The sequence below is a fragment of the Sphingorhabdus sp. M41 genome, from assembly GCF_001586275.1.
Lineage (GTDB): Bacteria > Pseudomonadota > Alphaproteobacteria > Sphingomonadales > Sphingomonadaceae > Parasphingorhabdus.
The window spans coordinates 2,885,442-2,907,584 of sequence record NZ_CP014545.1 but is presented as its reverse complement, the minus strand read 5'-3'; the positions used below and the strand labels follow the sequence as shown (position 1 = coordinate 2,907,584).

The following is a 22,143-nucleotide window of genomic DNA, read 5'->3' as shown; positions in this document are numbered from 1 at the left end:
GGCGAACGGATTCTCCTTCAGTGATTCCCGGTGCCCTGCGCTTCGCTGGCTATGCTGCGATCTTTGACCGGATCGACAAGGGCGGGGATATCATAAGGCCCGGCGCGTTTGGTGCGTTCCCGGGAGGCAAGTCCTTGCCGCTGTTGTGGCAACATGACCCTATGCGGCGGATCGGCAGCATCGATTTTGTCCGCGAAGACCGGCGCGGGTTGCGGGTGATCGGGACGGTGTCGACCGCGACCAAGGCCGGGCGGGATGCTGCGGCCTTGTTGTCCAGTGCGGCGGTGAATGGGCTGAGCTTTGGCTATCGCGTGAAGCGGGCCGCGGGCGAACAGCCGCGCGAATTGCTTGATCTGGATGTGGCGGAGATTTCGCTGGTGACGTCTCCTATGCAGGCATTGGCGCGGGTCCATCTGGTTGAATAGCTCTGATTTTTTTTCGCGCGAAGACGCGAAGTCACGAAGAGGAACGACCTGTTTCGTGGCTTTGTGCCTCCGTGCGATTTTCACGTTCGATTGAAGGAAAACCCAAGGAAAGGAATATTATGGAACGCTCTCCCGAAACCCCACTGGAAATCAAGGCCGATCCGCTTGAATCATCTTTTGATGCGGTGCTGATGGCTGAAGAAACGGAAAATCATGGCAAGGCGATTGCTACCTTGCGCGGCGATGTTGATGGTCTGAAGGGCCAGATGTCCGATTTTTCCAAAGCCGCGGCCCGGCCCGTGCTGGATGGCGCGAAAGGGATGCCCTCTTCGGCTGCCGCTCAGGATTTTGTGGCCAAATATCTCCGCCGTGGCGAGCAGGCGGGGGTTGAGCTGAAGAGCTTTTCCGGCGCGTCCGGTCCGGAAGGCGGCTTTGCTGTGCCGCAGGAGATCGACGGGCTGATCGGAGCGACGCTGAAGGATATCTCGCCGATCCGGTCGATTGCGACGGTCGTGCAGACCGGGACGGCTGGCTATCGCAAGCTGGTCACCACCGGCGGCACGCCCTCTGGCTGGGTCAGCGAGACCGCGGGCCGTCCGGAAACTGATACGCCGGATTTCAACGAGATCGCGCCGCCGAGCGGCGAGCTTTATGCCAATCCGGCGGCCTCGCAGGCGATGCTGGATGACGCGGCTTTTGACGTGGAATCCTGGCTTGCCGATGAAATCGCCCGTGAATTTGCCCAGGCGGAAGGGGCGGCCTTTGTCGGCGGCTCCGGCGTCAACCAGCCGCGCGGTTTTCTCAATGCGGCGGTGACCGACGAGAGTGATGAAGTGCGGGCCTTCGGATCGCTGCAATATGTACCGTCGGGCGCGTCGGGCAGTTTCGACAGCGAGGATGTGCTGGTCGATCTGGTCCACACACTCCGTCCCGCCTACCGGCAGGGTGCGTCCTTCGTGATGAACAGCAGCACGCTCGCGCATATCCGCAAGTTCAAGACCGCCGATGGCGCATTTCTGTGGCAGCCTTCGCTGGCCAACGGACAGCCGGCGACCCTGCTCGGCTATCCGGTGGTCGAGGCGGAGGATATGCCGGATATCGCCGCGGACAGCCTGTCGATCGCCTTCGGCAATTTCCGCGCCGGCTATCTGATTGCCGAGCGCAGCGCGACCAGCATCCTGCGCGATCCATTCACCAACAAGCCGTTCGTCCATTTCTACGCGACCAGGCGGGTCGGCGGACAGATCATGAATTCGGAAGCGATCAAGCTGATGCAGTTCAGCGCGTCGTAAAACCTCCTGATTGAAGCCCTTGCTGCGCTTCGGCGCAGCGCGCCCGTGCCGATTGCTCCCCCTCTCGATCCGGCACGGGCGCATATTTCGAACCATAATTGAAAGGATGCCGCGACCGTGAGCTTCCCCATTGCAGACTGGCCGGACTTGCCAGCAGCGCTGATCGCAGAGGTCAGGGAATTTATCCGGATTGATCATCTCGCCGATGATGATGCCATCGATGCGTTTCTGCGCAGCGCCGCGTCGCTGTGCGAGGATTTTACCGGCCAGATGCTTATCATCCGGTCTGTGACCGATATATTGCCTGCGCGCCGTGAATGGCAGAAGCTGAAGCGGCTGCCGGTGCAGTCGATTGCTTCGGTCGAGGCCATGGGCGCGGACGGGATTGCGGCGGTGCTGGCGGTCGAGGACTATGCGCTCGACATAGACAGCGATGGTATCGGCTGGATCAGGCTGCACCGCAGCGACGGCGGCTCGCGGATCCGCGTGACCTATAGCGCCGGTCTGGCGACGGACTGGGACGAACTGCCTGCCGGCCTGCGCCAAGGGATCGTGCGGATGGCGGGCTATCTCTACGCCAATCGCGACGGCGTTGATGCCGGTGGTCCGCCAAGCGCCGTGACCGCCTTGTGGCGACCCTTTCGCCGAATGAGGATGGCATGATGGGACAGGAATTTTCCGGCATCTTGCGCGAACGCATATCAATCGAGCGGCAGAGTGTCGGGCGCGATGCGCTGGGCTCCGCCGAACCGCAATATCTTACCGTGGGCGTCTTCTGGGCGGCTGCCGAAGCCTTGCATGGCGCAACGACCAGCGAAGCGGAGAGCCGCTCGGCGATGCCGCGCTGGCGGTTCACTCTGCGCGAAACCCAGGTGATCAGGCCGGGCGACCGGCTGGTCTGGGGCGACCGGATAATGACCGTTTCAAGCGTGATTCTGGAGCACCGTCTGATCCCGAAAACGATATTGCAGGCGGAAGAGAAGCGATGATGGAAAAATTGCAGAAGCGCGGCGAGGCGATTGCCGAGCAGCGGCTGGCCCGCGCCCGAACCGAAATCAAATCGGCGCTGGCGGAGGAATTGCCAGACGATGTGCGGATCGCCGAAACGGCTGGTGGAATTCGGGTTGAAGCCCGGCGGCTGAAGCGGCGGCTGATCGAGAATAGCAGCCTGCGCGATGTCGCCTTTCTGATGCGGGCCGTGCGATGAGCAGCGCGCTGGAGGCGGTGCAGGAGCAACTCGTCGCAAGTCTGAGCGCGCACGCGGAACTGACCGGCCTGGTCAGCGGCATATTCGACGGTCCGCCGCCGCGTGCCGCATTTCCCTATATCGCGCTGGCCACCGGGGCGTCGCTCGACTGGAGCTACAAGGGCGGGGTCGGCCGCGAGTTGAGCCTTGCGCTGACCGTACACGACGACGGTGAGACGGCGGCGCGTCTGCACCGGATAATGGCGCTGGTCGAGGAGGCGCTCGAGCCGGGGCTGGACGATCCGGATGTCTGGCAGATCGTCACCTTCGATTTCCGCCGCACGCGCATTCTGCGCAGCGCGGTGAGCCCGTGGAGCGGGTTGATCGAATATCGCGCAAGGGTTTTGAAATAGTATTTATTTTAACCTCAGGCGCCGGGCGGGCGCATCCGCGCCCTTGGCTATCCTCGCTTACGCTGCGGACGCGCGGTCGCGCTTGCCTCCGCTTCGCGTCGGTATCAGTTCAGCAAATTATCATGATTTAATCCGAGCAAAGCGAGGCAAGCGCGACCGCGCGCCGGGCGAAAGCCCGCCCCGTCGGAGGCGTTCGCGCAGCGAACTGCCGCGAGACAATAGAAACACAACAGGAAGGAACCGGAATATGGCAGCAGAAAAAGGCAGCGCCTTTCTCCTGAAAATCGGCGATGGCGAGAGCCCCGTCAGCTACACGACGATCGCGGGTCTGCGGACCACGCAGATGTCGATCAACGGCGAACCGGTGGCGATTACCAGCAAGGATAGCGGCGGCTGGCGGCAATTGCTGTCGGGTGCGGGGGTTCGGTCGGTGTCCGTGTCCGGCGCGGGTGTGTTTACCGGCTCTGATGCGGAGATGCGGATCAAGAATCATGCGCTCGGCGGCGTCATCGATGCCTATGAACTCAGCTTCGAGGGCGGCGAGCGGATGCAGGGTGACTTTCTCGTCGCGCGGCTGGACTATAGCGGCGATTATAACGGCGAGCGCAGTTACACGCTGAACCTGGAAAGCTCCGGCGCGGTGGCCAGTGTCTGAGCGGCGCGCCAATGCGTTGCGGGGCGAGGCAGAGATCACGATCAACGGCACGCGCTTGATCCTGCGGCCCAGTTTTGCGGCTCTTGTCGCGGCTGAAGAGGAGCTGGGATCTTTGTTCGATCTGGTTGAACGGGCCGCTAATGGACGGCTTTTGCTGTCGGAAATCGTCACGCTGTTCTGGCATGTTGCCAGTGACCGGCCAGAGCATTTGACCCGCTATCAATTCGGCGAGGGAATGATGGAACTGGGTCTTGCCGGGGTGACGCCGGCGCTGAAGATCTTGTTGAAACAGATTTTGTCCGGTCTGCCTGCCGATAGCTGATGGCCGATAATTTTAGCACATCCGCGTCGCGGCTCGCGGGTCTTGTGCCGCTGATCCTCGGCTGGACGCCCGACCAGTTTTGGCGCGCCACGCCTGAAGAACTGACTGGCCTGTTCCGGTCTCTCGATGGCCATGTGATGGGCGGGGCTACGGCCTTGCCTCTCGATCAATCCACTTTAGCAATATTGAAAGAAGCTTTTCCCGATGGATGAAGAAATCGAACGGCTGGTGGTCAGCGTGCGCGCCGATACCGCCGGTTTTGCGAAAGACGTGGCCGATATGAAGGGCCAGCTTGACGGCCCCTTGGCGTCAGGTCTGGAGCGGGCAGGTTCGGCGCTTGAGAATACGCTTAGCCGCGCGATCCGGCGTGGTTCCCTGGGTTTCGAGGATTTGCGCCGGGTGGCGCTGTCGGTGATGAACGACATTGCCAGCGCCGCGATCCATAGCGGATTGCAAGGCCTGTTAGGTATTGGTTCGGGCGGCTCCGGTGGTGGTCTGCCCAATTTGGGAACATCCTTGCTGAGCGCCTTTCTGGGTGCACCGGGCCGGGCGACAGGCGGCCCGGTCAGTGGTGGCCGTGCCTATATGGTGGGCGAGCGCGGGCCGGAGATATTCGTGCCGACTGCTTCGGGGCGGATCGAGCAGCCGACTTCCGTCAGTGCCGCGCCCAATATCCGTTTGACGATCAATATATCCGACAACGGTCAGGGTAGCGCGCCGGACCAGATGCGCCGGTCGAGCCGGCAGGTGGCGCGGGCGGTGCGCAATGTGCTGAGCGCGAAGGGGGGCTGATTATGGGCTTCTGGCTAGCCGACAAAAGAACGGGGCAGCGCAGCAGCTTCATCCAGCGCTTCGATCCCCGTTTCTGGACGATCAATTTTCCGCGCCCGATGATGGCGTCGGTGGTGACGACCGCAGCAGATGCGCTGCGTGTGGATGCGGTCTTTTACAATAGCGACGATCTGGCCGGGCTGATCTGGGAGAGCGAGGACAGGCTCGATCATCCGCTGCTCGCCTATGAAACGGAGCGCGACTATTCGCGGCTCAAATGGGAATTTCGCTGGCGGTCTTCCGGGATCATGCCGCTCGATGCGGTCGACGGACCGACGCTGACCATCGAGGGGCGGGATGCGGCGGGCGATCCGAAATCCTGGTATGTCCGGCTGTGGAACTATGCCAGCGGCACGCCGACCGATGCGCATATTTCGATAGAATTTTCAAAGGTTGAAGGGGGGTTCCTGTTGCCGGGAGAGGCCGATCCTGTGTTTCCCGAGGATATCGACCGGTTGTTCATTTCGATCATTCCGCCCGAATATGACGATCTCGGTACGCGCTATTTGACGCCGAAGATCGGCTGGGTGGAAATGAGCGCGATCCGGACCGACGGTCAGGGCGCGGTACTGGAAATTGGTGACGTCATGGTGCCGGAACATGGCCTGTCGATGGCCACCGCCTATGATGACAGCTTCAACCAGACGCCGGAACGCCTGCTGCGGATGACGAGGGCTTTGGGCTATCGCGGGGCGATCAACCATTATCTGGGGATGAGCCATTATTTCCGGCTGGAGACGGCCGGTGAGGGGCTTTATGTTAGTCTGTCGGCGGCCCAGACTGGTGAAGAATTTGCCGCGATCAACCAGCCGGCGGCGGTCTGGCACCGCGACCTGATATCGCGCGCCGAAGTCATGGGTTTTTCGGTGATATTGTCGCTGTCCTACGAACTGTTCGACGCGCATTGCTGGAGCGACTGGAAGCAGCGGGCGGAAAATGGCGATCCGGCGCTGACCGGCTGGGAGCCGCCGTCAGCGCTGCTTTCGCCCGCCAATGGTGACGCCATGAACTATCTGCAGGCGGTCGCGCGGGCCTTTACCGCCATTGCCCGGGATGCAGGCGCGGCGATCCGTTTTCAGGTCGGCGAGCCGTGGTGGTGGATCATGCCGGACAAACGTATTTGTCTTTATGACGATGCGGCCAGCGCATCTTTTGGCGAGAATTCGGTCAGCATAGCCAGCATTGATGGCCCGAAGACGGCGGCACAAAATGCCATGCTGGATCAGGCTGGTGCGATATTGGCGGCGTCGACCGCCGACCTGCTGGACGCGGTGAAAGACGAAGCGGGTTCGACGCCGGTCGAGACCCTGTTGCTGGCCTATTTGCCGACGATCCTGGATGAGCAGGCGCCGGAAGCCAAGCGGGCCAATCTGCCTGTGGGCTGGGCGTTTCCTGCTTTCGATATCCTGCAGTTGGAGGATTATGACTAGGTGATTGCCGGCAATCGCTCTGCCACGAAGGCCGGGATCGAACTGGCGACCCAGAGGCTGGGCTATCCGGTCGAACAGCAGCAATATTTCACCGGTTTCGTGCTGCAACCGGCGGACCGGTTCATCTGGAGCCATATGGTCGACGCCATCGATGATGCGCGCGCGAGAGGCACAGCGGAGATTTTCGTCTGGGCGCTGCCGCAGGTGGCGCGGGACGGATTCACCTATTTTCAGGAAGAGGAGGAGGATGTGAACGCCTTCGACGACGTGCAATTCCCGCTCGTGATCGGCCAGGGGGCCAGCGTGTCGCCGGGATTTTCCACCAATATCGTGACGACCATTTCCGGTCACGAGAAACGCAACAGCGATTGGGCCGATGCGCGGCTCGAATTTGATGTCGGGCCCGGCGTCCGCAGCGAGGAAGAATTGCGGATATTGATCGCTTTCTTCCGCGCGCGCCGGGGAGCCGCGAAAGCCTTTCGTTTTCGTGATCCCTACGACCATAGCTCGCATGACATGGTCGGGGAACCGGCGCCGACCGACCAATATCTCGGCACGGGCGATGGCCAAATGACCGAGTTCCTCTTGGTAAAAAATTACGGCGATCCCGCCGACGAGCCACAGCAAAGACGGATTAGCCGGCCCGACCCGGAAACGCTGCAGGTGGCCGTCAACGGCCAGATTGCGATCGGCTGGTCACTGGGACCGGCGGGGACAATCGTCTTCGACAGTCCGCCCGCCGAAAATAGCGATATCACCGCCGGATTTCTGTTCGATGTGCCGGTCCGCTTCGCCAGCGACCAGTTGACAGTCAGCCACGCGACCTTCCTCGCTGGCGATATCCCCGAGGTGCTGCTCGTCGAAGTCCGGGAAGCGGCATGAGCCTCGACTGGCTCGACCGCGCGGTCACCACCAGCGCCTATCTGTGGCGTCTCGAACGTCCGGACGGCATTGCGCTCGGCTTTACCTCGCATGACCGTGATCTGTTCGTCGATGCGTTTCGCTATCGGGCGGCGCCGGGCATGGTGCCGTCAACGATTGCGCTGTCCGACAGTCTGGATATCGACAATGTCGAAATTTCAGGCGTCATGACCAGCGCCGCGATTGCCGAAAGCGATCTGGATGCCGGGCGCTGGGATGGCGCGCTGCTCTATATTTCGCTGGTCGACTGGGAGCAGCCCGAGGCCGAACCACTGCCGTTGATTTGCGGAGAATTTGGAGAAATTGTGCGGTCGGGTGACAGTTTCACCGTCGAGATGCTGGGTGCAACAAGCTTTCTTGACGAACCCGTCGCACCGCTGACGTCACCTACATGCCGAGCCGAATTTGGGGATCGCCTATGCAAGCTGAGCTTGCACCGTCATCAGCGGGAAGGGCGGATCATAACGGTCAGCGCCGATGGGATTGGAGTTGATGGGCTGAATGACACGGCTGCCGATTTTGCGTTCGGCTCCCTGCGTTTTCTCGACGGTCCGAATTGCGGGCTCAGCTATGCGATTGTCGACGGGGAAGCGGCTGTTGTCAGGCTGGCGGACCGGCCTGCACAACCCGTTGTTCCAGGCACAAGGGTGCTGCTCACCGAGGGCTGTAACAAGAATTTCGCAACCTGCCGGGACCGCTTTGCCAACAGCATCAATTTTCGCGGCGAACCCTATTTGCCAGGGAATGATCTGCTCACCAGATATCCCGGCGCATGATTCCACCGAGAGAAGGATCACGAAAAATGGCAGACAAGGCTATGGCCCTTTGCGGTGCGCGTTTTTGCCTGCATGGCCGCGACGAAGAAACCGGGCTCGATTGCATCGGCCTTGCGCAGAAATGCCTGCTGGCTGGCGATTTCGAGTGCGACGCGCCCAACGGCTATTCGATCCGCGGCGGGTGCGAACAGTCGATCAACAAATTCATGGCGGAGACCGGATTTACCCGCTTCCCGCCGGAATCAGAGCTGTGCGAAGGCGATATTATTCTGGTCAGGCCCAGTCCGGTCCAGTGGCATTTCCTGATCCGGGCCGAGGATGGTTTTGTGCACGCCCACGCCGGACTGGGCAAGGTCGTATATTGTCCCGGTGACTCGCCCTGGCCGATTGTCGCGATATTCAGACTGACGGAGGATTGAATGGCGACATTGGTTTTGAGCGCCGTGGGCACTGCATTCGGTGGACCGATTGGCGGCGCCATCGGGGCCGTTATCGGCCAGCAGATTGATCAGAATGTCCTGTTCAGGCCGAAAGGGCGCGAAGGCCCGCACCTGCAGGAACTGGCGGTTCAGACGTCAAGCTACGGGGCCCAGGTCCCCCGCATATTCGGCAGGATGCGTGTCGCGGGAACGGTGATCTGGGCGACGGATATCAAGGAGAGCCGCAGTCGCGAAGGCGGCGGAAAGGGACGGCCGAGCACGACAATCTACAGCTATTCTGCCTGTTTCGCGGTGGCCTTGTCCAGCCGACGGATCAATGGCATCGGACGGATCTGGGCGGACGGGAAAATCTTCCGCGGCGTCGCCGGAGATTTCAAAACCGATACCCGATTTGCCTTTCATCCCGGTACCGAGGAACAGGCTGCCGACGGCCTGATGGCCAGTGCTGAAGCCGATGGGGGCACGCCAGCCTATCGCGGTCTGGCGCTGGCCGTTTTCGAAGACATGGACTTGACCGAATATGGCAATCGAATTCCGTCTCTGACATTCGAAGTGATTGCCGATGACGGGGCGGTGACAATTTCCGATATTATAGAGGATGTTTCGGCCCAGCGGATTGTCATGCCGCCGGCTGATACGGTCATTGGATATGCGGCGGGCGGTGAAGACCGGCAGGCTGGTTTGCGGTCACTGACCGATGCCATCCCGCTGTCTTTTTCGGCCGATCCGAGCGCTTTTGATCGCATCGATGCCCGCGCGCGATCCGCTGCAGATCCGGCGCATGCCTTGGAAATGGAGAGCGATTTTGCGCGTGTCGCAGGAAAGCAGGAAATTGCCTCGCCAGAAATGCGCACGGCTCCGGTGGCGGCGGTCCCGAGACAATTGTCGATCCGCTATTATGACCCGTTGCGTGATTATCAACCAGGCGTCCAGTCAGCATTTCGTCCGGGGGCCGGACGCATATCGATCATTCGGGACTTTCCCGCGACGATAGCGGCAAATGAAGCTAGGGCGCTCTCCGCGACCAACCTGTGGACGAAATATGAGGAACGTGCGACTATTCATGTTTCCCTGCCCTTGGATAGCTGTCCGTATCGACCTTCAATGCTCGTCAAATTCGGGTCATGTGACGGAATTTGGTGCATCCGGGAATGCGAGATTGGATCCGGTTTTGCGCAGCTTTCGCTGACACGGTCCAACCCTGTCCATCATATCGCTCCGGGCCTATCGGACCAGGGCAGAAATATAGCGGATCCCGATCTTCGTGCCGGATTGACCCGTCTGGTGCTGGTTGATCTGCCCTTCGCAATTGATGCGCCTAGCGCAGTTTCGGATTCGCCCCGACTATATGCTGTTGCTGCCGGTGATTCCGGATGGCGAAATGCCCAGCTTTTTGCGTCCGGAGCCGATGGTTCGCCGGGTGCCTATATCGGCCAGATAGCGGCGCCAACGATCATCGGCACCGCATCCGGATCGCTCGCATCCGCCAATCCCGCTTTGATCGATCGCATGAATTACATCGACGTGGAACTGCATAATCCGGCGATGGCATTGTCTCATGCCAATGATGCTCAATTGCTGGCCGGTAGCAATGTTGCAATGATCGGCCGGGAAATTATCCAGTTTGCGAAGGCCGTGTCTCTGGGAGACCGGCTTTTCCGCCTCTCCCGTCTGATCCGCGGGCTGGGCGGTACCGAGATCGAAGCGGCGCGCCATGCCGCTGATGAGGATTTTGTCCTGATAGACGTTGGTTCTCTGCTGGAAATTGCTCCCAATTTTTATGCAGCTTTTACACCGGTCGAGGTCTTTGCGCTGGGACGAGATGACCTCGCTCCGGTTTCCGCAGGGATCGCCTCACCGGGACGAGCCTTGATGCCCTGGTCGCCGGTTCACCCGCGATGGAATTTTCTCGATGGAGCTGATCTCGTGATCGGCTGGACTCGGCGGTCCCGGGCGGGAACAGTCTGGTCCGATCATGTCGAAGTGCCGCTGGCCGAGGAAACCGAAAGATATCGGGTTGAACTGGCGGCAGGCGACGGTTCGGAACTATCTGTTTCAGCGGAAACGGCCGAGCCACAAGTCATTGTATCGCAAGCACAAGTCGAACCATTTCGCGAGAACGACAACAGTCAGTTAGTCGTCAAGGTCTATCAAATCGGAGCCTATGGGCTGTCCGAGCCGCTGGACTTTCAAATACCGCTTTGAATCTATCACATTTTATCTCCGCAACATTTCCCGAAAGAGCAGGATATGGCCATATTGGAAACCGCACGCTTTGAAATACCGCTACTGGCAGTAGGTCAGGCGCATAAAGAACTGTTCCACAACGAAGCCCTCGCGCGGATCGACTTTCTGATCCATCCGGTCGTGCAGGCGATTGCGACAGATCCCGCCGCTATTGTACCGGCTGCTGGTCAGTGCTGGCTTGTTGGATCTGGCGCTGCAGGCGAATGGCTGGGTCATGATGATCACATCGCCGGCTGGACGGGAAATGGGTGGCAGTTCATTGCGCCGGTTGTGTCGATGCGCATCTATGTTGAATCTATCGATAGTGTCGCGGTTTATCGCGGCTCATGGCAAATGGCACCGACGATCGGGGGGCCGCAATCAGGCGCTGTTATCGATGTTGAAGCACGGAACGTCATCGAATCGATATTGGCCGCACTTGAAGCGCAAGGCATTCTGCAATCCGGCGCCTGAATCCAAGTTCCCGGAGATATTCGCACGCATAATTGCTCGAATCCGCGGAGTTTGAAAGCCATTTTTTGGGCTAAATGCCGAAAATGGCGACATTTTCGCAACAGTTATGCGATTTGGCGGCTTGCACTGATCGGAGCGAAAGGTTAGAAAGCGGCGTGAATTTAGAACCTAATTGAGAAGGGGAATATAAATGCGGAAGCTTGCCTTAGGAATGGCGCTTGCCTCCACAGCGCTCGCTACACCTGCACTGGCTCGTGATGGCCAGTGGTATGTTGGTGTCGAGGGCGGTGCAATGATCGCTGAAGATCTGTCGATGAACGTTGCCGGCAACAATGGCGCGTTTGAAGTAGATCATGATGCTGGTTACGACGTAGACGGCATCGTTGGTTATGATTTCGGAGGTTTCCGGTTGGAAGCCGAAGTTGGTTATAAATCAGCTGCTGCCAATCGTGTACAAGCTGGTGCACCTGGACTTCCAAACGCGGCGAATGGCGCTGGTGGAACGACAACTGGTGTATTCCCGATCAATGGCGATGTAAATGCGCTCAGCTTCATGCTGAACGGCTTGCTCGACTTTGGCGACGATGACGGCATCCAGGGCTTTGCTGGCGGCGGCGTCGGCGTTGCACGGACCGAAGTGACCAATATCTTTGCTGGACCTTATCTTAATGATTCGGACACTGGCTTTGCATGGCAGTTGCTTGCAGGCGTTCGCGCTCCATTGAGCGACAGCTGGGATGTGGGTCTGAAATACCGCTTCTTCAATGCTGATAAAGTCAATCTTGTAGACCAGCTCGGACGTACGACTGATACGCGTTTGCGTAGCCACTCAGTTCTGGGTAGCCTGATCTACAACTTCGGCGGCGAACCAGCGGCACCACCTCCACCACCGCCACCACCACCGCCACCACCGCCACCACCACCGCCACCACCGCCACCACCGGCTGTATGTGCGCCTGGCCCTTACATCGTGTTCTTTGACTGGGATCAGTCAGATATCACGCCAGAAGCGGCTTCGGTTCTCGACAATGCGGTTACCGCATATGGTGATTGTGGTTCGGCTCAGGTCATGCTGGCTGGTCACGCTGACAAATCTGGTTCTGCCAGCTACAACGTCGGTCTGTCCCAGCGTCGCAACACTGCTGTTCGTGCGTATCTTGAATCGCGCGGCATCGGCAGCGGCGTTATCTCGAGTGAAGCCTTTGGTGAATCGCGTCCTCGCGTTGAAACCGCAGACGGCGTTCGTGAGCCTCAGAACCGTCGTGTTGAAGTTATGTACGGACCTGGTTCGGGTAACTAATACCAACACACATACCAATTGGGAAAAGGGCTGGTCTTCGGACCGGCCCTTTTTCGTTTGCGCTTCTGAGGCATGATTGCACCGGAGGCGATTGTTCGCAGCAACGTCCGCACCGGCAGGGTTTTGTGTTGGGTGATATTCTGGATTTGGAAAATTCAGAAATTTTGCCGGACGACAAGACACAGTTCCGCTTGCTGCAACGCTGTGCGTATTCTCTTATTCGCACGACTTTGCTGCCGATCGATATTAACCGGGCACTCTGCTGATAGACTGGTATCCGTCCGGTAGGGTGTCGAAATTGCCGCAGACGTTGCGTGATATATGCCGAAATCCGAGAGGATTCGGTGAATCAGACGGCTGCCAACCCGGAATTGCTAGCCATGTGCAAAAGTTGCTTGCTGATCTTTAACCCAGCAGGCTTTCAAACAAGGCCAGCCCGTCAGTCCCGCCGTGCTTCTTGTCGATAGCCCGCTCAGGGTGAGGCATCATGCCCAAGACATTTCCCGCTTCATTGATGATACCGGCGATGTTGCGCGATGAACCGTTGATATCGTTGCGGTAGCGAAACACCACCCGGTCGTCTTTTTCCAACCTGTCCAACGTTTCATTGTCGGCAAAGAAATTGCCGTCATGATGAGCAACCGGGATCGATATGGACGTGTGTTCCGCATAGCGAGATGTGAAGATGGTATTCGTATTGGTAACGTCGAGCTCGGCATCCTTGCAGACAAAATGGATATTGCTGTTGCGCATCAGCGCCCCTGGCAACAGGCCGGTTTCGGTGAGGATCTGAAACCCGTTGCACACGCCCAATATCTTGACGCCTCGCTGTGCTGCTTCAATGACCGGTTGGATGATGTTGGAACGAGAAGCCATGGCGCCCGATCGCAGATAGTCGCCGTAGGAAAAGCCGCCTGGTATCGCGATGACATCCAGTCCCGGTGGAAGCTCGCTGTCCCCGTGCCAGACCATATGAGGTTTTTGGCCCGAAACCGTTTCCAAGGCGACCGCCATGTCGCGGTCGCAATTTGAGCCGGGAAAGACGATTACCGCAGATTGCATCAGGAGGTCGTTCCGAGCGCCGATTCCGGCAACTCAATTTCGTAATTTTCGATGACGGTATTGGCGAGCAGTTTGTCGCACATTTTTTCAATCTCTTCCCGGCTGACGGATGTGTCGACATCGAGTTCGATCAGCTTGCCTGCACGCACATCGTTTACCCCGGAAAAGTCCAGGCTTTCGAGAGCATGATGGATGGCTTTTCCCTGGGGATCCAATACGCCATCTTTCAGCGTTACAAATATTCTGACTTTCATGCTGCGTCCTCGCGTTGTTCCGCCGCCAATATCGCCATGCTATAGCGCCAAGATTTGCCGGGGCAAGAGTAAGAAGGAAAATTGAAACAGGCCGGCGTTGGTAGGGATCGGAAAGCCGGCATTGCACTGGTGAGGCACGACCCGGTTGAGGGATACGCCCGGTGAGCAGAGCTACAGACAATCCATATGTTGTTATTTCCCGCGCTTCTTCCGTTCGCTATCCAGATCAGCGACTTCGCTGACGCCGCCTTCCGGGAACAATCCCAGACGCCTGGCAACTTCCTGATAAGCTTCGGCTTCGCCGCCCAAATCACGACGAAAACGATCCTTGTCCAGTTTCTCGTTGGTTTCAATGTCCCAAAGACGGCAACCGTCCGGGCTGATTTCATCAGCCAGGATTATCCGCGAAAAATCACCTTCGAAAATTCTGCCAAACTCGAGCTTGAAATCGACCAGTTTGATGCCGATTCCAGCGAACATTCCGGCCATGAAGTCGTTGATCCGGATGGCCATGGCGGAAATATCCTGCATTTCCTCCTGACTGGCCCAACCGAAGCAGGCGATATGCTCTTCTGCAACCAGCGGATCGCCGAGCGCATCATCCTTGTAGCAATATTCCAGCAAAGTGTGAGGAAGCGGCGTGCCCTCTTCGATACCGAGGCGCTTGGAAAGCGACCCGGCGGCGACATTGCGGACGATCACTTCGATCGGAACGATCTCGACCTGTTTGACCAGCTGCTCGCGCATATTGAGGCGACGGATGAAGTGGCTGGGAATGCCGATATGACCGAGCAACAGAAAAATATGCTCGCTAATGCGGTTGTTGATCACGCCCTTGCCGTTGATCGTACCCTTTTTCTCGGCATTGAATGCGGTGGCATCGTCCTTGAAATATTGGATGATAGTGCCGGGCTCAGGGCCTTCGTAAAGAATCTTGGCCTTGCCTTCGTAAATCTGGCGGCGACGGGACATTGCTTGGTTCCACTTCGCAAAGAGAGCGACAAAAAATCATGCCCCGATGGTTCGAATCATGGCGGATTGAACGGACCGGGGCAACCGAGCCTTCCTATATGCGAAAGCGACTTGCGGCGCAAACAATCCCGTTTCATGGTGGACATCTGAACCAACCGAAAGAATGTCGTCGCGATGACCAAATATACGACCATCGATGAAGTCATGGAAACGCTTTATGAGTGCATCTCGGGACCCCCGGGCGGACAGGATTGGGAGCGGGACCGCGAAATCTATCATCCGCGCTGTATGCTGGTCCGCACCCGGATCGAGAATGACAAGCCGGTCGCCTATCCCTTCAGCTATGATGAATTTGTCGAAGCGACGATCCCTTTGCTCGAAGGCAAGTCATTTTACGAGATCGAGATTGGCCGCAAGACGGATGTTTTTGGCCAGGTCGCGCATGTCTATTCGGCATATGAAGCCCGTGAGACGCCTGACCATCCCGAAATCCAGTTCCGCGGCGTCAATATGATTCATCTGTGGAACGACGATATGGGCCATGACGGCAAGCCCGATGGTCGCTGGTGGATCATGGGGATCATCTGGGACAATGAGCGGGAAGGCCTGGATCTGCCGGAGCAATGGCTGACGGGATGACCTACATCGCGCCAAAGCTATTCGTTGCGCTCGCACTGACGGCGGTGGCTGCGGCAATGACAATCGCCTTGCTCAACCTGATTGGGCCTGACTGGTCGCTCCATGTACCAGCGAGCTGCACCGAAACCAGGTGCTTTTGCGAAATGCCGCGGACCGGCGCGCTGTTGTTGCAGCCGGTAAACAGCCTGTCGTCACTGGGCTTTGTCTTTGCCGGTTTTCTAATGATCCTGTTGGCCCGGTCGCGTGACTGGGTGTCGGCTTTTCCACCGCTGTCGGCAAGCGTGCTGGGAGGAGCCGCGATCATCGTCGGCATCGGATCCGTCCTGCTCCACGCGACGCTTACATTATGGGGGCAGTTTTTCGATGTGCTCGGAATGTATTTGATCAGCGGGTTCTTTTTGATCAGCGCGTTGGCCAAATGGCGGGATATCCCGGACCAGCGTGCCATAATCTATTATGCTTTGCTCTGCGCCGTTCTTGTTGCAATTCTTTATGTGCTCCCGGACGTCCGCCGCTGGCTTTTTGCCGTTATCCTGCTGGCGGCTATCATCCTGGAGCTAGCCTTAGCTAGACCGCTGCGCCGGCAAGTCCGGACCGGCTATTATATCGCTGGGCTTGTCGCCAATATCGTTGCCTTCACGATCTGGAATCTTGACCAGCGCGGTCAGCTTTGCGCGCCGGAGAGTTTGTGGCAGGGGCATGCCGTCTGGCACCTCCTCGGCGCGGGCGCATTATGGTTTGCCTTTCTCTATTATCGCAGCGAGCGGACCGTGACATAAAATCGTGTCACCTGTGCAAGCGCGATCATCATTCCGCTACTTTCCCCCTACCAACCCTGAATCCACCCTGCTATCGCTCCTGCCATGAGTGATGTAACCGATGCGCCCGAAGCGGCTCCCGAAGATGAATTTGATGCGATAGTCGAAGCGCCCTTTGATGCGGCGCTTTCCGAACGCTATTTGATTTACGCCATGTCGACGATCACTGCGCGGTCCTTGCCGGATTTGCGCGACGGGCTGAAGCCCGTGCATCGCCGCCTCCTGTGGGCGATGCGGCTGCTCAAGCTTGATCCGTCGCAGGGGTACAAGAAATGTGCCCGGGTGGTGGGTGACGTCATCGGTAAATATCACCCGCACGGCGACCAGTCGGTCTATGACGCGATGGTCCGCCTCGCCCAGACTTTCTCGCTGCGCTATCCTCTGGTCGACGGGCAGGGCAATTTCGGCAATATCGATGGCGATAATGCCGCTGCCTATCGCTATACCGAAGCCCGTCTGACCCGCACGGCGATCGAGCTGATGAGCGGGCTCGACGAGAATGCCGCCGATCTCAAGCCGACCTATAATGGCGAGGATGAAGAGCCCGAGGTCATGCCCGGATTGTTCCCGAACCTGCTTGCCAATGGTGCAAGCGGTATCGCCGTGGGCATGGCGACCAGCATACCCTCGCATAATGTTCACGAGATTATCGACGCGGCGACGCTGCTGATCGACAGTCCCAAGGCCGAGCATGCCGAGATCATGGCGATCATCAAGGGGCCGGACCTCGCGACTGGCGGTACGCTGGTCGACCCGAAATCGGTGATCGATGCCGCTTATGAGAGCGGCCGCGGCGCGATGCGGGTGCGGTGCAAATGGGAGAAGGAAGACGCCGAGGGGCGCGGTGCGTGGCAGATCGTTATTACCGAAATTCCCTATCAGGTGCAGAAGGGCAAGCTGATCGAGCAGATCGCCCAGATCATTGCCGACAAGAAACTGCCCATTCTCGCCGATATCCGCGATGAATCGGATGAGCAGGTACGGATTGTCCTGGAGCCGAAGAGCCGTGCCGTCGACCCGGAAGACCTGATGAACGCGCTGTTCCGCATGTCCGATCTGGAAAACCGCTTCTCGCTCAACATGAATGTGCTCGACAAGGATCGCGTGCCCAAGGTGATGGGTATCAGCGAAGTGCTGAAACAATGGATCGTCCACCAGATTGAAGTGCTGCTGCGCCGGTCGCAGCACCGGCTCGACAAGATTGATGCCCGGCTGGAGCTGCTCGGCGGCTATATCATTGCCTATCTCAATCTCGACCGGGTGATCGAGATAATCCGCAACCATGACGAACCCAAGCCGATGCTGATGGACGAGTTCAAGCTGACCGACCGTCAGGCCGAGGCGATCCTCAACATGCGCCTGCGGTCGTTGCGCAAGCTGGAAGAAATGGAATTGCGGACCGAGCGCGACAAGCTGCTCGAGGAACGGGAAGGGCTGGAAAAGCTGATCGAGAGCCCGGCGCGGCAGAAGACCCGGCTGAAGAAGGATCTCGCGGAACTGCGCAAGCTCTATGCCGAGGACACCGCGCTGGGCGCGCGGCGCACGATGCTGATCGAGGCCGCACCCGCGCGGGAAATTTCTCTCGAAGCCTTTATCGAGAAAGAGCCGGTCACCGTGATCATGTCGCAGCGCGGCTGGATCAAGGCGATGAAAGGGCATGCGGACCTCTCTGCTCCGGACAGTTTCAAGTTCAAGGAAGGCGATGGCCCGAAATATGCCTTCCACGCCCAGACCACCGACAAGCTGCTGATGTGCTGTGACAACGGGCGTTTCTACACGATTGGCGCGGACAAGCTGCCCGGCGCGCGCGGCTTTGGCGAGCCGGTGGGATCAATGGTTGATCTGGAACCCGGTGCCGAACCCATTGCGCTGATGGTTGCCGATATGAAGGCCAGGCTTTTGCTTGCCTCCACCTGGGGTCGCGGCTTCGTTGCGAAGATCGCGGATGTCGTCGCTGAAACGAAGAAAGGCCGTCAGGTCGTCAATCTGAAGGGCGATGCGCGTCTGATCGTAGTCCGGCCGGTTCCCGAAGAGGCCGACCATGTCGCAGCTATTGGCGAGAATCGTAAGCTGGTCGTCTTCTCTCTTTCCGAAATGCCCGAAATGGCCAAGGGGCAGGGGGTAATGTTGCAGCGTTACAAGGACGGCGGCTTGTCCGATGCGATTGTGTTCAGACTGGAAGAAGGGCTGAGCTGGGCAATGGGCGGTGAAAGCGGACGAACACGGACCGAGAATGATCTGACCATGTGGCGCGTGGCACGCGGGGCGGCCGGGCGCCTGCCGCCGACGGGATTTCCAAAGAGCGGCAAATTTGACTGAGCTGACTGGCGAGTGGGCGGGTTTACCGGTAAACCCTCCATTGGCCAAGGATGAAGGCCCCTTAAAATTGCTCCGAATTCCACCATTGTCAAAGCAAGTGAAAATGTTATAATATTCGCATTAGTTTCCGCTCGTTCACGTGAATAGTTGACTCGGTGCAGTCACAAGAGTCAAATACGGGCGGTCTCATTTTATGCCTTTATGTTAAGCAGGAAGAATTTTCTAAGCCAATGAGCAATGAAACAGAGGCCTTGCGTGAATGGATCGACCAGCTCGAGCAGATTTTATCGCAGCTCGATTCCATCCAGGCTAGCATTGCCGCCATCCATGTCGATACCGCGATTGTCGAACTTTGCCAATTGGCGGATATCGAACGAGTGGAAAAGACAATAAAGGCCGCCTAGTTTCGCCGAAAAAATGGGATCAGATATTGATCAGATCCTGGCCGATTCTGCGAAGAGTGTCGCTGGTCAGGGCATCGCCGGATTGGGTTAATTTTAACGTCACCGTTTCCAAATTTTCAGCTTCGATTTGCTTGTCGACCAGCCCCGTCGCTATCAAATACTCAACATAGCGAATCGTCGTGCTTGTCGCCAGATTGAGAGTGTGCGCAAGATCAAGCGCTGTGACGGCTTTTTTCGTGTCTGTCGAAATGATCAAGTGCAGCAAAATGTGCCAGGAGACATCATCGATATCAGCTTTGCCATTTCCGAATTGCTCCGCGCGGATGGCGCGACTTTTCAACAAGAACGCAGCGGTTCTCGCGAGATCGATGTGCCGACCCTCGTCTAACTGTATATCTGAAGCTGACATATTAAATTGTTTGAGTGAGTGATCGGTCAAATCTCCAATATCATTATCGGAAAAATGTGTATCCTTATACTCACGCATTTTTACTCCTGTCACATACTCGACACTTTAGCCGTATCGACCGATCCGTTGCTAGTCAATTAAGGTTAACAAATATACTTAAGTAAAGGGTCGGCTGTAGGACATTTTACATTGTCAGCTTTGGCGCGCGATGCGCGCGGTAAGAATGGCGACTCGGCGCTTATGAACATACAGGCCAGCTAGTCCGACAAAGAGGGGCGTTGGTCTGGATCAAGCGCTATGCTCGGCGACTGCTGCTGGCGATAGTCTGACGGATTATTCAATTAAAGCCGAACTGTTGACGGCAGGAGCGAGGCCGGCTCTGCCGTCCAATGATCAAAATATCACAACCTGTTTGCGCTATCCCGCCTCGCCCCCTAGTTTGATCTGCAAGAATATAAAGGGGAGGAGACAGCATGTCCGATGACAGCATGGACGACGTGAAGCGGGATCCGCCACGGTCGGACACGAGCGATAATGAAAAGGCCTATTGGTCGCAGAATATCCGGTTGCTGTGGACGCTGATGACGATCTGGTTCGTCGTTTCCTTTGGCGCGGGGATCCTATTCCGCGACTTTCTCGACCAGTTTGCCCTCGGCGGCTATCCGCTTGGTTTCTGGTTTGCGCAACAGGGCGCGATCTATTTCTTCATCCTGCTGATCGTCTTCTACAGCGTCCGGATGAAGCAGATCGAGCGCCAATATGATCTTGATGATTGAGCGCGGCTGATGGCAACCCAGACACTCATCTATATTTTCGTCGGCCTGTCCTTCGCGCTATACATCGGCATTGCGATCGCCTCGCGCGCGGGCTCGACCAAGGAATTCTATGTCGCCGGCGGCGGGGTCAATCCGATCGTCAATGGCATGGCAACAGCCGCGGACTGGATGTCGGCGGCGAGCTTCATCTCGATGGCGGGGATTATCGCCTTTTCCGGCTATGACGGCTCGGTCTACCTGATGGGCTGGACCGGCGGCTATGTGATGCTGGCGCTGCTGCTCGCGCCCTATCTCAGGAAATTCGGGGAATATACGGTGCCCGACTTTATTGGCACACGTTACTATTCCAAGGCCGCCCGGGTGGTCGCGGTGATCTGCCTGATCTTCATCAGCTTCACCTATATCGCCGGGCAAATGCGCGGCGTCGGCATCGTCTTTTCCCGCTTTCTCGATGTGCCGATCACGCTTGGTGTCATCATCGGCATGGCCATTGTCTTCGTCTATGCCGTGCTCGGCGGAATGAAGGGAGTCACCTATACGCAGGTTGCGCAATATTGCGTGCTAATCTTTGCCTATATGGTGCCGGCCTTCTTCATCAGCTTTCTGGTGACCGGCAATCCGGTGCCCCAACTGGGGCTGGGATCGACGGTCAATGACGGCTCCGGCCTCTATGTGCTGCAGAAGCTCGATCTGGTGCTGCAGGACATGGGTTTTGGCGCCTATACCGATGGCAGCAAGTCGATGATCGACGTATTCTGCATCACTGCGGCGCTGATGGTCGGGACGGCCGGTCTGCCGCATGTGATTGTCCGCTTCTTCACCGTGCCCAAGGCATCGGATGCGCGCAAGTCCGCGGGCTGGGCGCTGGTGTTTATCGCCCTGCTCTACACGACCGCGCCTGCCGTTGGGGCCTTTGCGCGGCTCAATTTCATCGATAGCGTAAACAATGTCGAATATGCCGAGGCCCCCGAATGGTTCAAGAATTGGGAGAGCAATGACCTGATCGCCTGGCGCGATAAAAATGGCGATGGCAAGATGCAGCTCGGTAAAGGCGACGCATTCAAGGGCGCACCTCTGTTTGCCGAGAATGCGGGCGCAAACGGCGAGCGAATTGTTCAGAACGAAGCCGCTGACGACAATCCCAACGAGGTCTATGTCGACCGCGACATCATGGTGCTCGCCAATCCGGAGATTGCCAATCTGCCGGGCTGGGTGATCGCGCTGGTCGCCGCCGGCGGGCTGGCGGCGGCGTTGTCGACGGCGGCGGGACTGTTGCTGGTGATCTCATCCTCGATCAGCCATGATTTGCTCAAGCGGACCTTCCGGCCGCAGATCACCGAAAAAGGCGAGTTACGGGCTGCCAGACTGGCCGCCACGGCAGCGATTGTTGTAGCCGGCTATCTCGGCATCTATCCGCCCGGCTGGGTGGCGCAGGTGGTCGCCTTCGCTTTCGGACTTGCCGCGGCCTCGCTGTTCCCGGCGATCTTCATGGGTATATTCTCCAAACGGATGAACCGTGAAGGCGCTATTGCAGGCATGCTGACCGGCCTGAGTTTTACCTTCCTCTATATCGGCTGGTTCAAGCTCTGGTCACCGGACAGCAATGTCGAGGCCAATTGGCTGTTCGGGATTTCACCGGAAGGCATTGGCGTGATCGGGATGCTGCTCAATTTCGCGGTGGCAATTGTCGTTGCGAAATATACCAGCGCGCCACCGAAGGAGATCGGCTGGCTGGTCGACAAGATTCGGGTGCCGAGAGCTTGAGCTTGAGCTGAATATCGCGGGTTAATGACGCGCGA

The 22,143-nt window shown here is 58.1% G+C and carries 25 protein-coding genes and 1 pseudogene; 22 read left to right on the top strand and 4 right to left on the bottom strand.

Annotated features, from left to right (window positions below; genetic code table 11):
* Window positions 1-20: 20 nt before the first annotated feature.
* The 16 genes and pseudogenes from AZE99_RS13825 (at window position 21) to AZE99_RS13750 (ending at window position 12,691) form a co-directional block, all read left to right on the top strand.
* Window positions 21-425 (top strand): HK97 family phage prohead protease, encoded by a 405-nt coding sequence (locus AZE99_RS13825; protein WP_443027771.1) that lies wholly within the window; start codon window positions 21-23, stop codon window positions 423-425.
* 119 nt (window positions 426-544) lie between these two features.
* Complete coding sequence (locus AZE99_RS13820; protein ID WP_067202254.1) at window positions 545-1,717, top strand: phage major capsid protein; 1,173 nt, start codon at window positions 545-547, stop codon at window positions 1,715-1,717.
* Between the two features lie 117 nt (window positions 1,718-1,834).
* Window positions 1,835-2,380 (top strand): head-tail connector protein, encoded by a 546-nt coding sequence (locus AZE99_RS13815; protein ID WP_231862624.1) that lies wholly within the window; start codon window positions 1,835-1,837, stop codon window positions 2,378-2,380.
* Entirely contained in the window at window positions 2,377-2,706 is a 330-nt protein-coding gene (locus AZE99_RS13810; RefSeq protein WP_067202252.1) for a head-tail adaptor protein, read from the top strand. Before AZE99_RS13815 ends, AZE99_RS13810 begins: the two co-directional genes overlap by 4 nt.
* Window positions 2,703-2,924 (top strand): hypothetical protein, encoded by a 222-nt coding sequence (locus tag AZE99_RS13805; RefSeq protein ID WP_067202249.1) that lies wholly within the window; start codon window positions 2,703-2,705, stop codon window positions 2,922-2,924. Before AZE99_RS13810 ends, AZE99_RS13805 begins: the two co-directional genes overlap by 4 nt.
* Window positions 2,921-3,316 (top strand): DUF3168 domain-containing protein, encoded by a 396-nt coding sequence (locus AZE99_RS13800; protein WP_067202246.1) that lies wholly within the window; start codon window positions 2,921-2,923, stop codon window positions 3,314-3,316. The genes AZE99_RS13805 and AZE99_RS13800 overlap by 4 nt, the downstream gene beginning before the upstream one ends.
* 247 nt (window positions 3,317-3,563) lie before the next feature.
* Window positions 3,564-3,971 (top strand): phage tail tube protein, encoded by a 408-nt coding sequence (locus AZE99_RS13795; RefSeq protein ID WP_067202243.1) that lies wholly within the window; start codon window positions 3,564-3,566, stop codon window positions 3,969-3,971.
* Window positions 3,964-4,293, top strand: coding sequence for a gene transfer agent family protein (locus AZE99_RS13790; RefSeq protein ID WP_067202240.1), 330 nt, complete (start codon window positions 3,964-3,966; stop codon window positions 4,291-4,293). The genes AZE99_RS13795 and AZE99_RS13790 overlap by 8 nt, the downstream gene beginning before the upstream one ends.
* Complete coding sequence (locus tag AZE99_RS13785) at window positions 4,293-4,505, top strand: phage tail assembly chaperone (RefSeq protein WP_067202239.1); 213 nt, start codon at window positions 4,293-4,295, stop codon at window positions 4,503-4,505. Before AZE99_RS13790 ends, AZE99_RS13785 begins: the two co-directional genes overlap by 1 nt.
* Window positions 4,498-5,085 (top strand): tail tape measure protein, encoded by a 588-nt coding sequence (locus AZE99_RS13780; RefSeq protein ID WP_067202236.1) that lies wholly within the window; start codon window positions 4,498-4,500, stop codon window positions 5,083-5,085. The genes AZE99_RS13785 and AZE99_RS13780 overlap by 8 nt, the downstream gene beginning before the upstream one ends.
* Before the next feature lie 2 nt (window positions 5,086-5,087).
* Window positions 5,088-7,436 (top strand): annotated as a pseudogene (locus AZE99_RS13775) (DUF2460 domain-containing protein).
* Entirely contained in the window at window positions 7,433-8,251 is an 819-nt protein-coding gene (locus AZE99_RS13770; protein ID WP_067202234.1) for a DUF2163 domain-containing protein, read from the top strand. The pseudogene AZE99_RS13775 and the gene AZE99_RS13770 overlap by 4 nt, the downstream one beginning before the upstream one ends.
* 26 nt (window positions 8,252-8,277) lie before the next feature.
* The gene (locus AZE99_RS13765) at window positions 8,278-8,670 is read left to right on the top strand and encodes a hypothetical protein (protein WP_067202231.1); all 393 of its coding nucleotides are present in this window, start codon (window positions 8,278-8,280) and stop codon (window positions 8,668-8,670) included.
* The gene (locus AZE99_RS13760) at window positions 8,671-10,896 is read left to right on the top strand and encodes a GTA baseplate fiber-binding domain-containing protein (RefSeq protein WP_067202228.1); all 2,226 of its coding nucleotides are present in this window, start codon (window positions 8,671-8,673) and stop codon (window positions 10,894-10,896) included. It abuts the gene before it with no gap.
* A 45-nt stretch (window positions 10,897-10,941) separates the two neighbouring features.
* Window positions 10,942-11,391 (top strand): DUF2793 domain-containing protein, encoded by a 450-nt coding sequence (locus tag AZE99_RS13755; RefSeq protein ID WP_067202220.1) that lies wholly within the window; start codon window positions 10,942-10,944, stop codon window positions 11,389-11,391.
* A 190-nt stretch (window positions 11,392-11,581) separates the two neighbouring features.
* Window positions 11,582-12,691 (top strand): OmpA family protein, encoded by a 1,110-nt coding sequence (locus AZE99_RS13750; protein ID WP_067202218.1) that lies wholly within the window; start codon window positions 11,582-11,584, stop codon window positions 12,689-12,691.
* A 405-nt stretch (window positions 12,692-13,096) separates the two neighbouring features.
* On the opposite strand, the gene purQ is transcribed toward AZE99_RS13750, so the two are convergent.
* The 3 genes from purQ to purC form a co-directional block, all read right to left on the bottom strand.
* Window positions 13,097-13,753: a phosphoribosylformylglycinamidine synthase subunit PurQ gene (gene purQ / locus AZE99_RS13745; RefSeq protein ID WP_067202215.1), complete on the bottom strand. Its 657-nt coding sequence runs from the start codon at window positions 13,751-13,753 to the stop codon at window positions 13,097-13,099.
* Window positions 13,753-14,007: a phosphoribosylformylglycinamidine synthase subunit PurS gene (purS, locus tag AZE99_RS13740; protein ID WP_067202213.1), complete on the bottom strand. Its 255-nt coding sequence runs from the start codon at window positions 14,005-14,007 to the stop codon at window positions 13,753-13,755. Before purS ends, purQ begins: the two co-directional genes overlap by 1 nt.
* Before the next feature lie 192 nt (window positions 14,008-14,199).
* Window positions 14,200-14,979 carry a phosphoribosylaminoimidazolesuccinocarboxamide synthase gene (gene purC / locus AZE99_RS13735; RefSeq protein WP_067202210.1) on the bottom strand — a complete coding sequence of 260 codons (780 nt, stop codon included), beginning with the start codon at window positions 14,977-14,979 and terminating at the stop codon, window positions 14,200-14,202.
* A 174-nt stretch (window positions 14,980-15,153) separates the two neighbouring features.
* Between purC and AZE99_RS13730 the strand changes: the two genes are divergently transcribed.
* From AZE99_RS13730 to AZE99_RS16190, 4 genes are all read left to right on the top strand, one after another.
* A complete protein-coding gene (locus tag AZE99_RS13730) occupies window positions 15,154-15,618 on the top strand; it encodes a hypothetical protein (protein ID WP_067202207.1) in 465 nt (154 codons plus the stop codon).
* A complete protein-coding gene (locus AZE99_RS13725; protein ID WP_067202203.1) occupies window positions 15,603-16,397 on the top strand; it encodes a ceramidase domain-containing protein in 795 nt (264 codons plus the stop codon). Before AZE99_RS13730 ends, AZE99_RS13725 begins: the two co-directional genes overlap by 16 nt.
* Before the next feature lie 84 nt (window positions 16,398-16,481).
* Window positions 16,482-18,755, top strand: coding sequence for a DNA topoisomerase IV subunit A (gene parC / locus AZE99_RS13720; RefSeq protein ID WP_067202200.1), 2,274 nt, complete (start codon window positions 16,482-16,484; stop codon window positions 18,753-18,755).
* A gap of 230 nt (window positions 18,756-18,985) precedes the next feature.
* Window positions 18,986-19,159: a hypothetical protein gene (locus tag AZE99_RS16190; protein WP_156472282.1), complete on the top strand. Its 174-nt coding sequence runs from the start codon at window positions 18,986-18,988 to the stop codon at window positions 19,157-19,159.
* 19 nt (window positions 19,160-19,178) lie between these two features.
* Here AZE99_RS16190 and AZE99_RS13715 read toward each other — a convergent pair whose 3' ends face one another.
* Window positions 19,179-19,646, bottom strand: coding sequence for a hypothetical protein (locus AZE99_RS13715; RefSeq protein ID WP_067202197.1), 468 nt, complete (start codon window positions 19,644-19,646; stop codon window positions 19,179-19,181).
* 395 nt (window positions 19,647-20,041) lie between these two features.
* Between AZE99_RS13715 and AZE99_RS13710 the strand changes: the two genes are divergently transcribed.
* Together AZE99_RS13710 and AZE99_RS13705 are read left to right on the top strand one after the other, a co-directional pair.
* Window positions 20,042-20,344 carry a DUF4212 domain-containing protein gene (locus tag AZE99_RS13710; RefSeq protein WP_082788389.1) on the top strand — a complete coding sequence of 101 codons (303 nt, stop codon included), beginning with the start codon at window positions 20,042-20,044 and terminating at the stop codon, window positions 20,342-20,344.
* Between the two features lie 9 nt (window positions 20,345-20,353).
* Entirely contained in the window at window positions 20,354-22,108 is a 1,755-nt protein-coding gene (locus AZE99_RS13705; RefSeq protein WP_067202194.1) for a sodium:solute symporter family protein, read from the top strand.
* Window positions 22,109-22,143 lie beyond the last annotated feature (35 nt).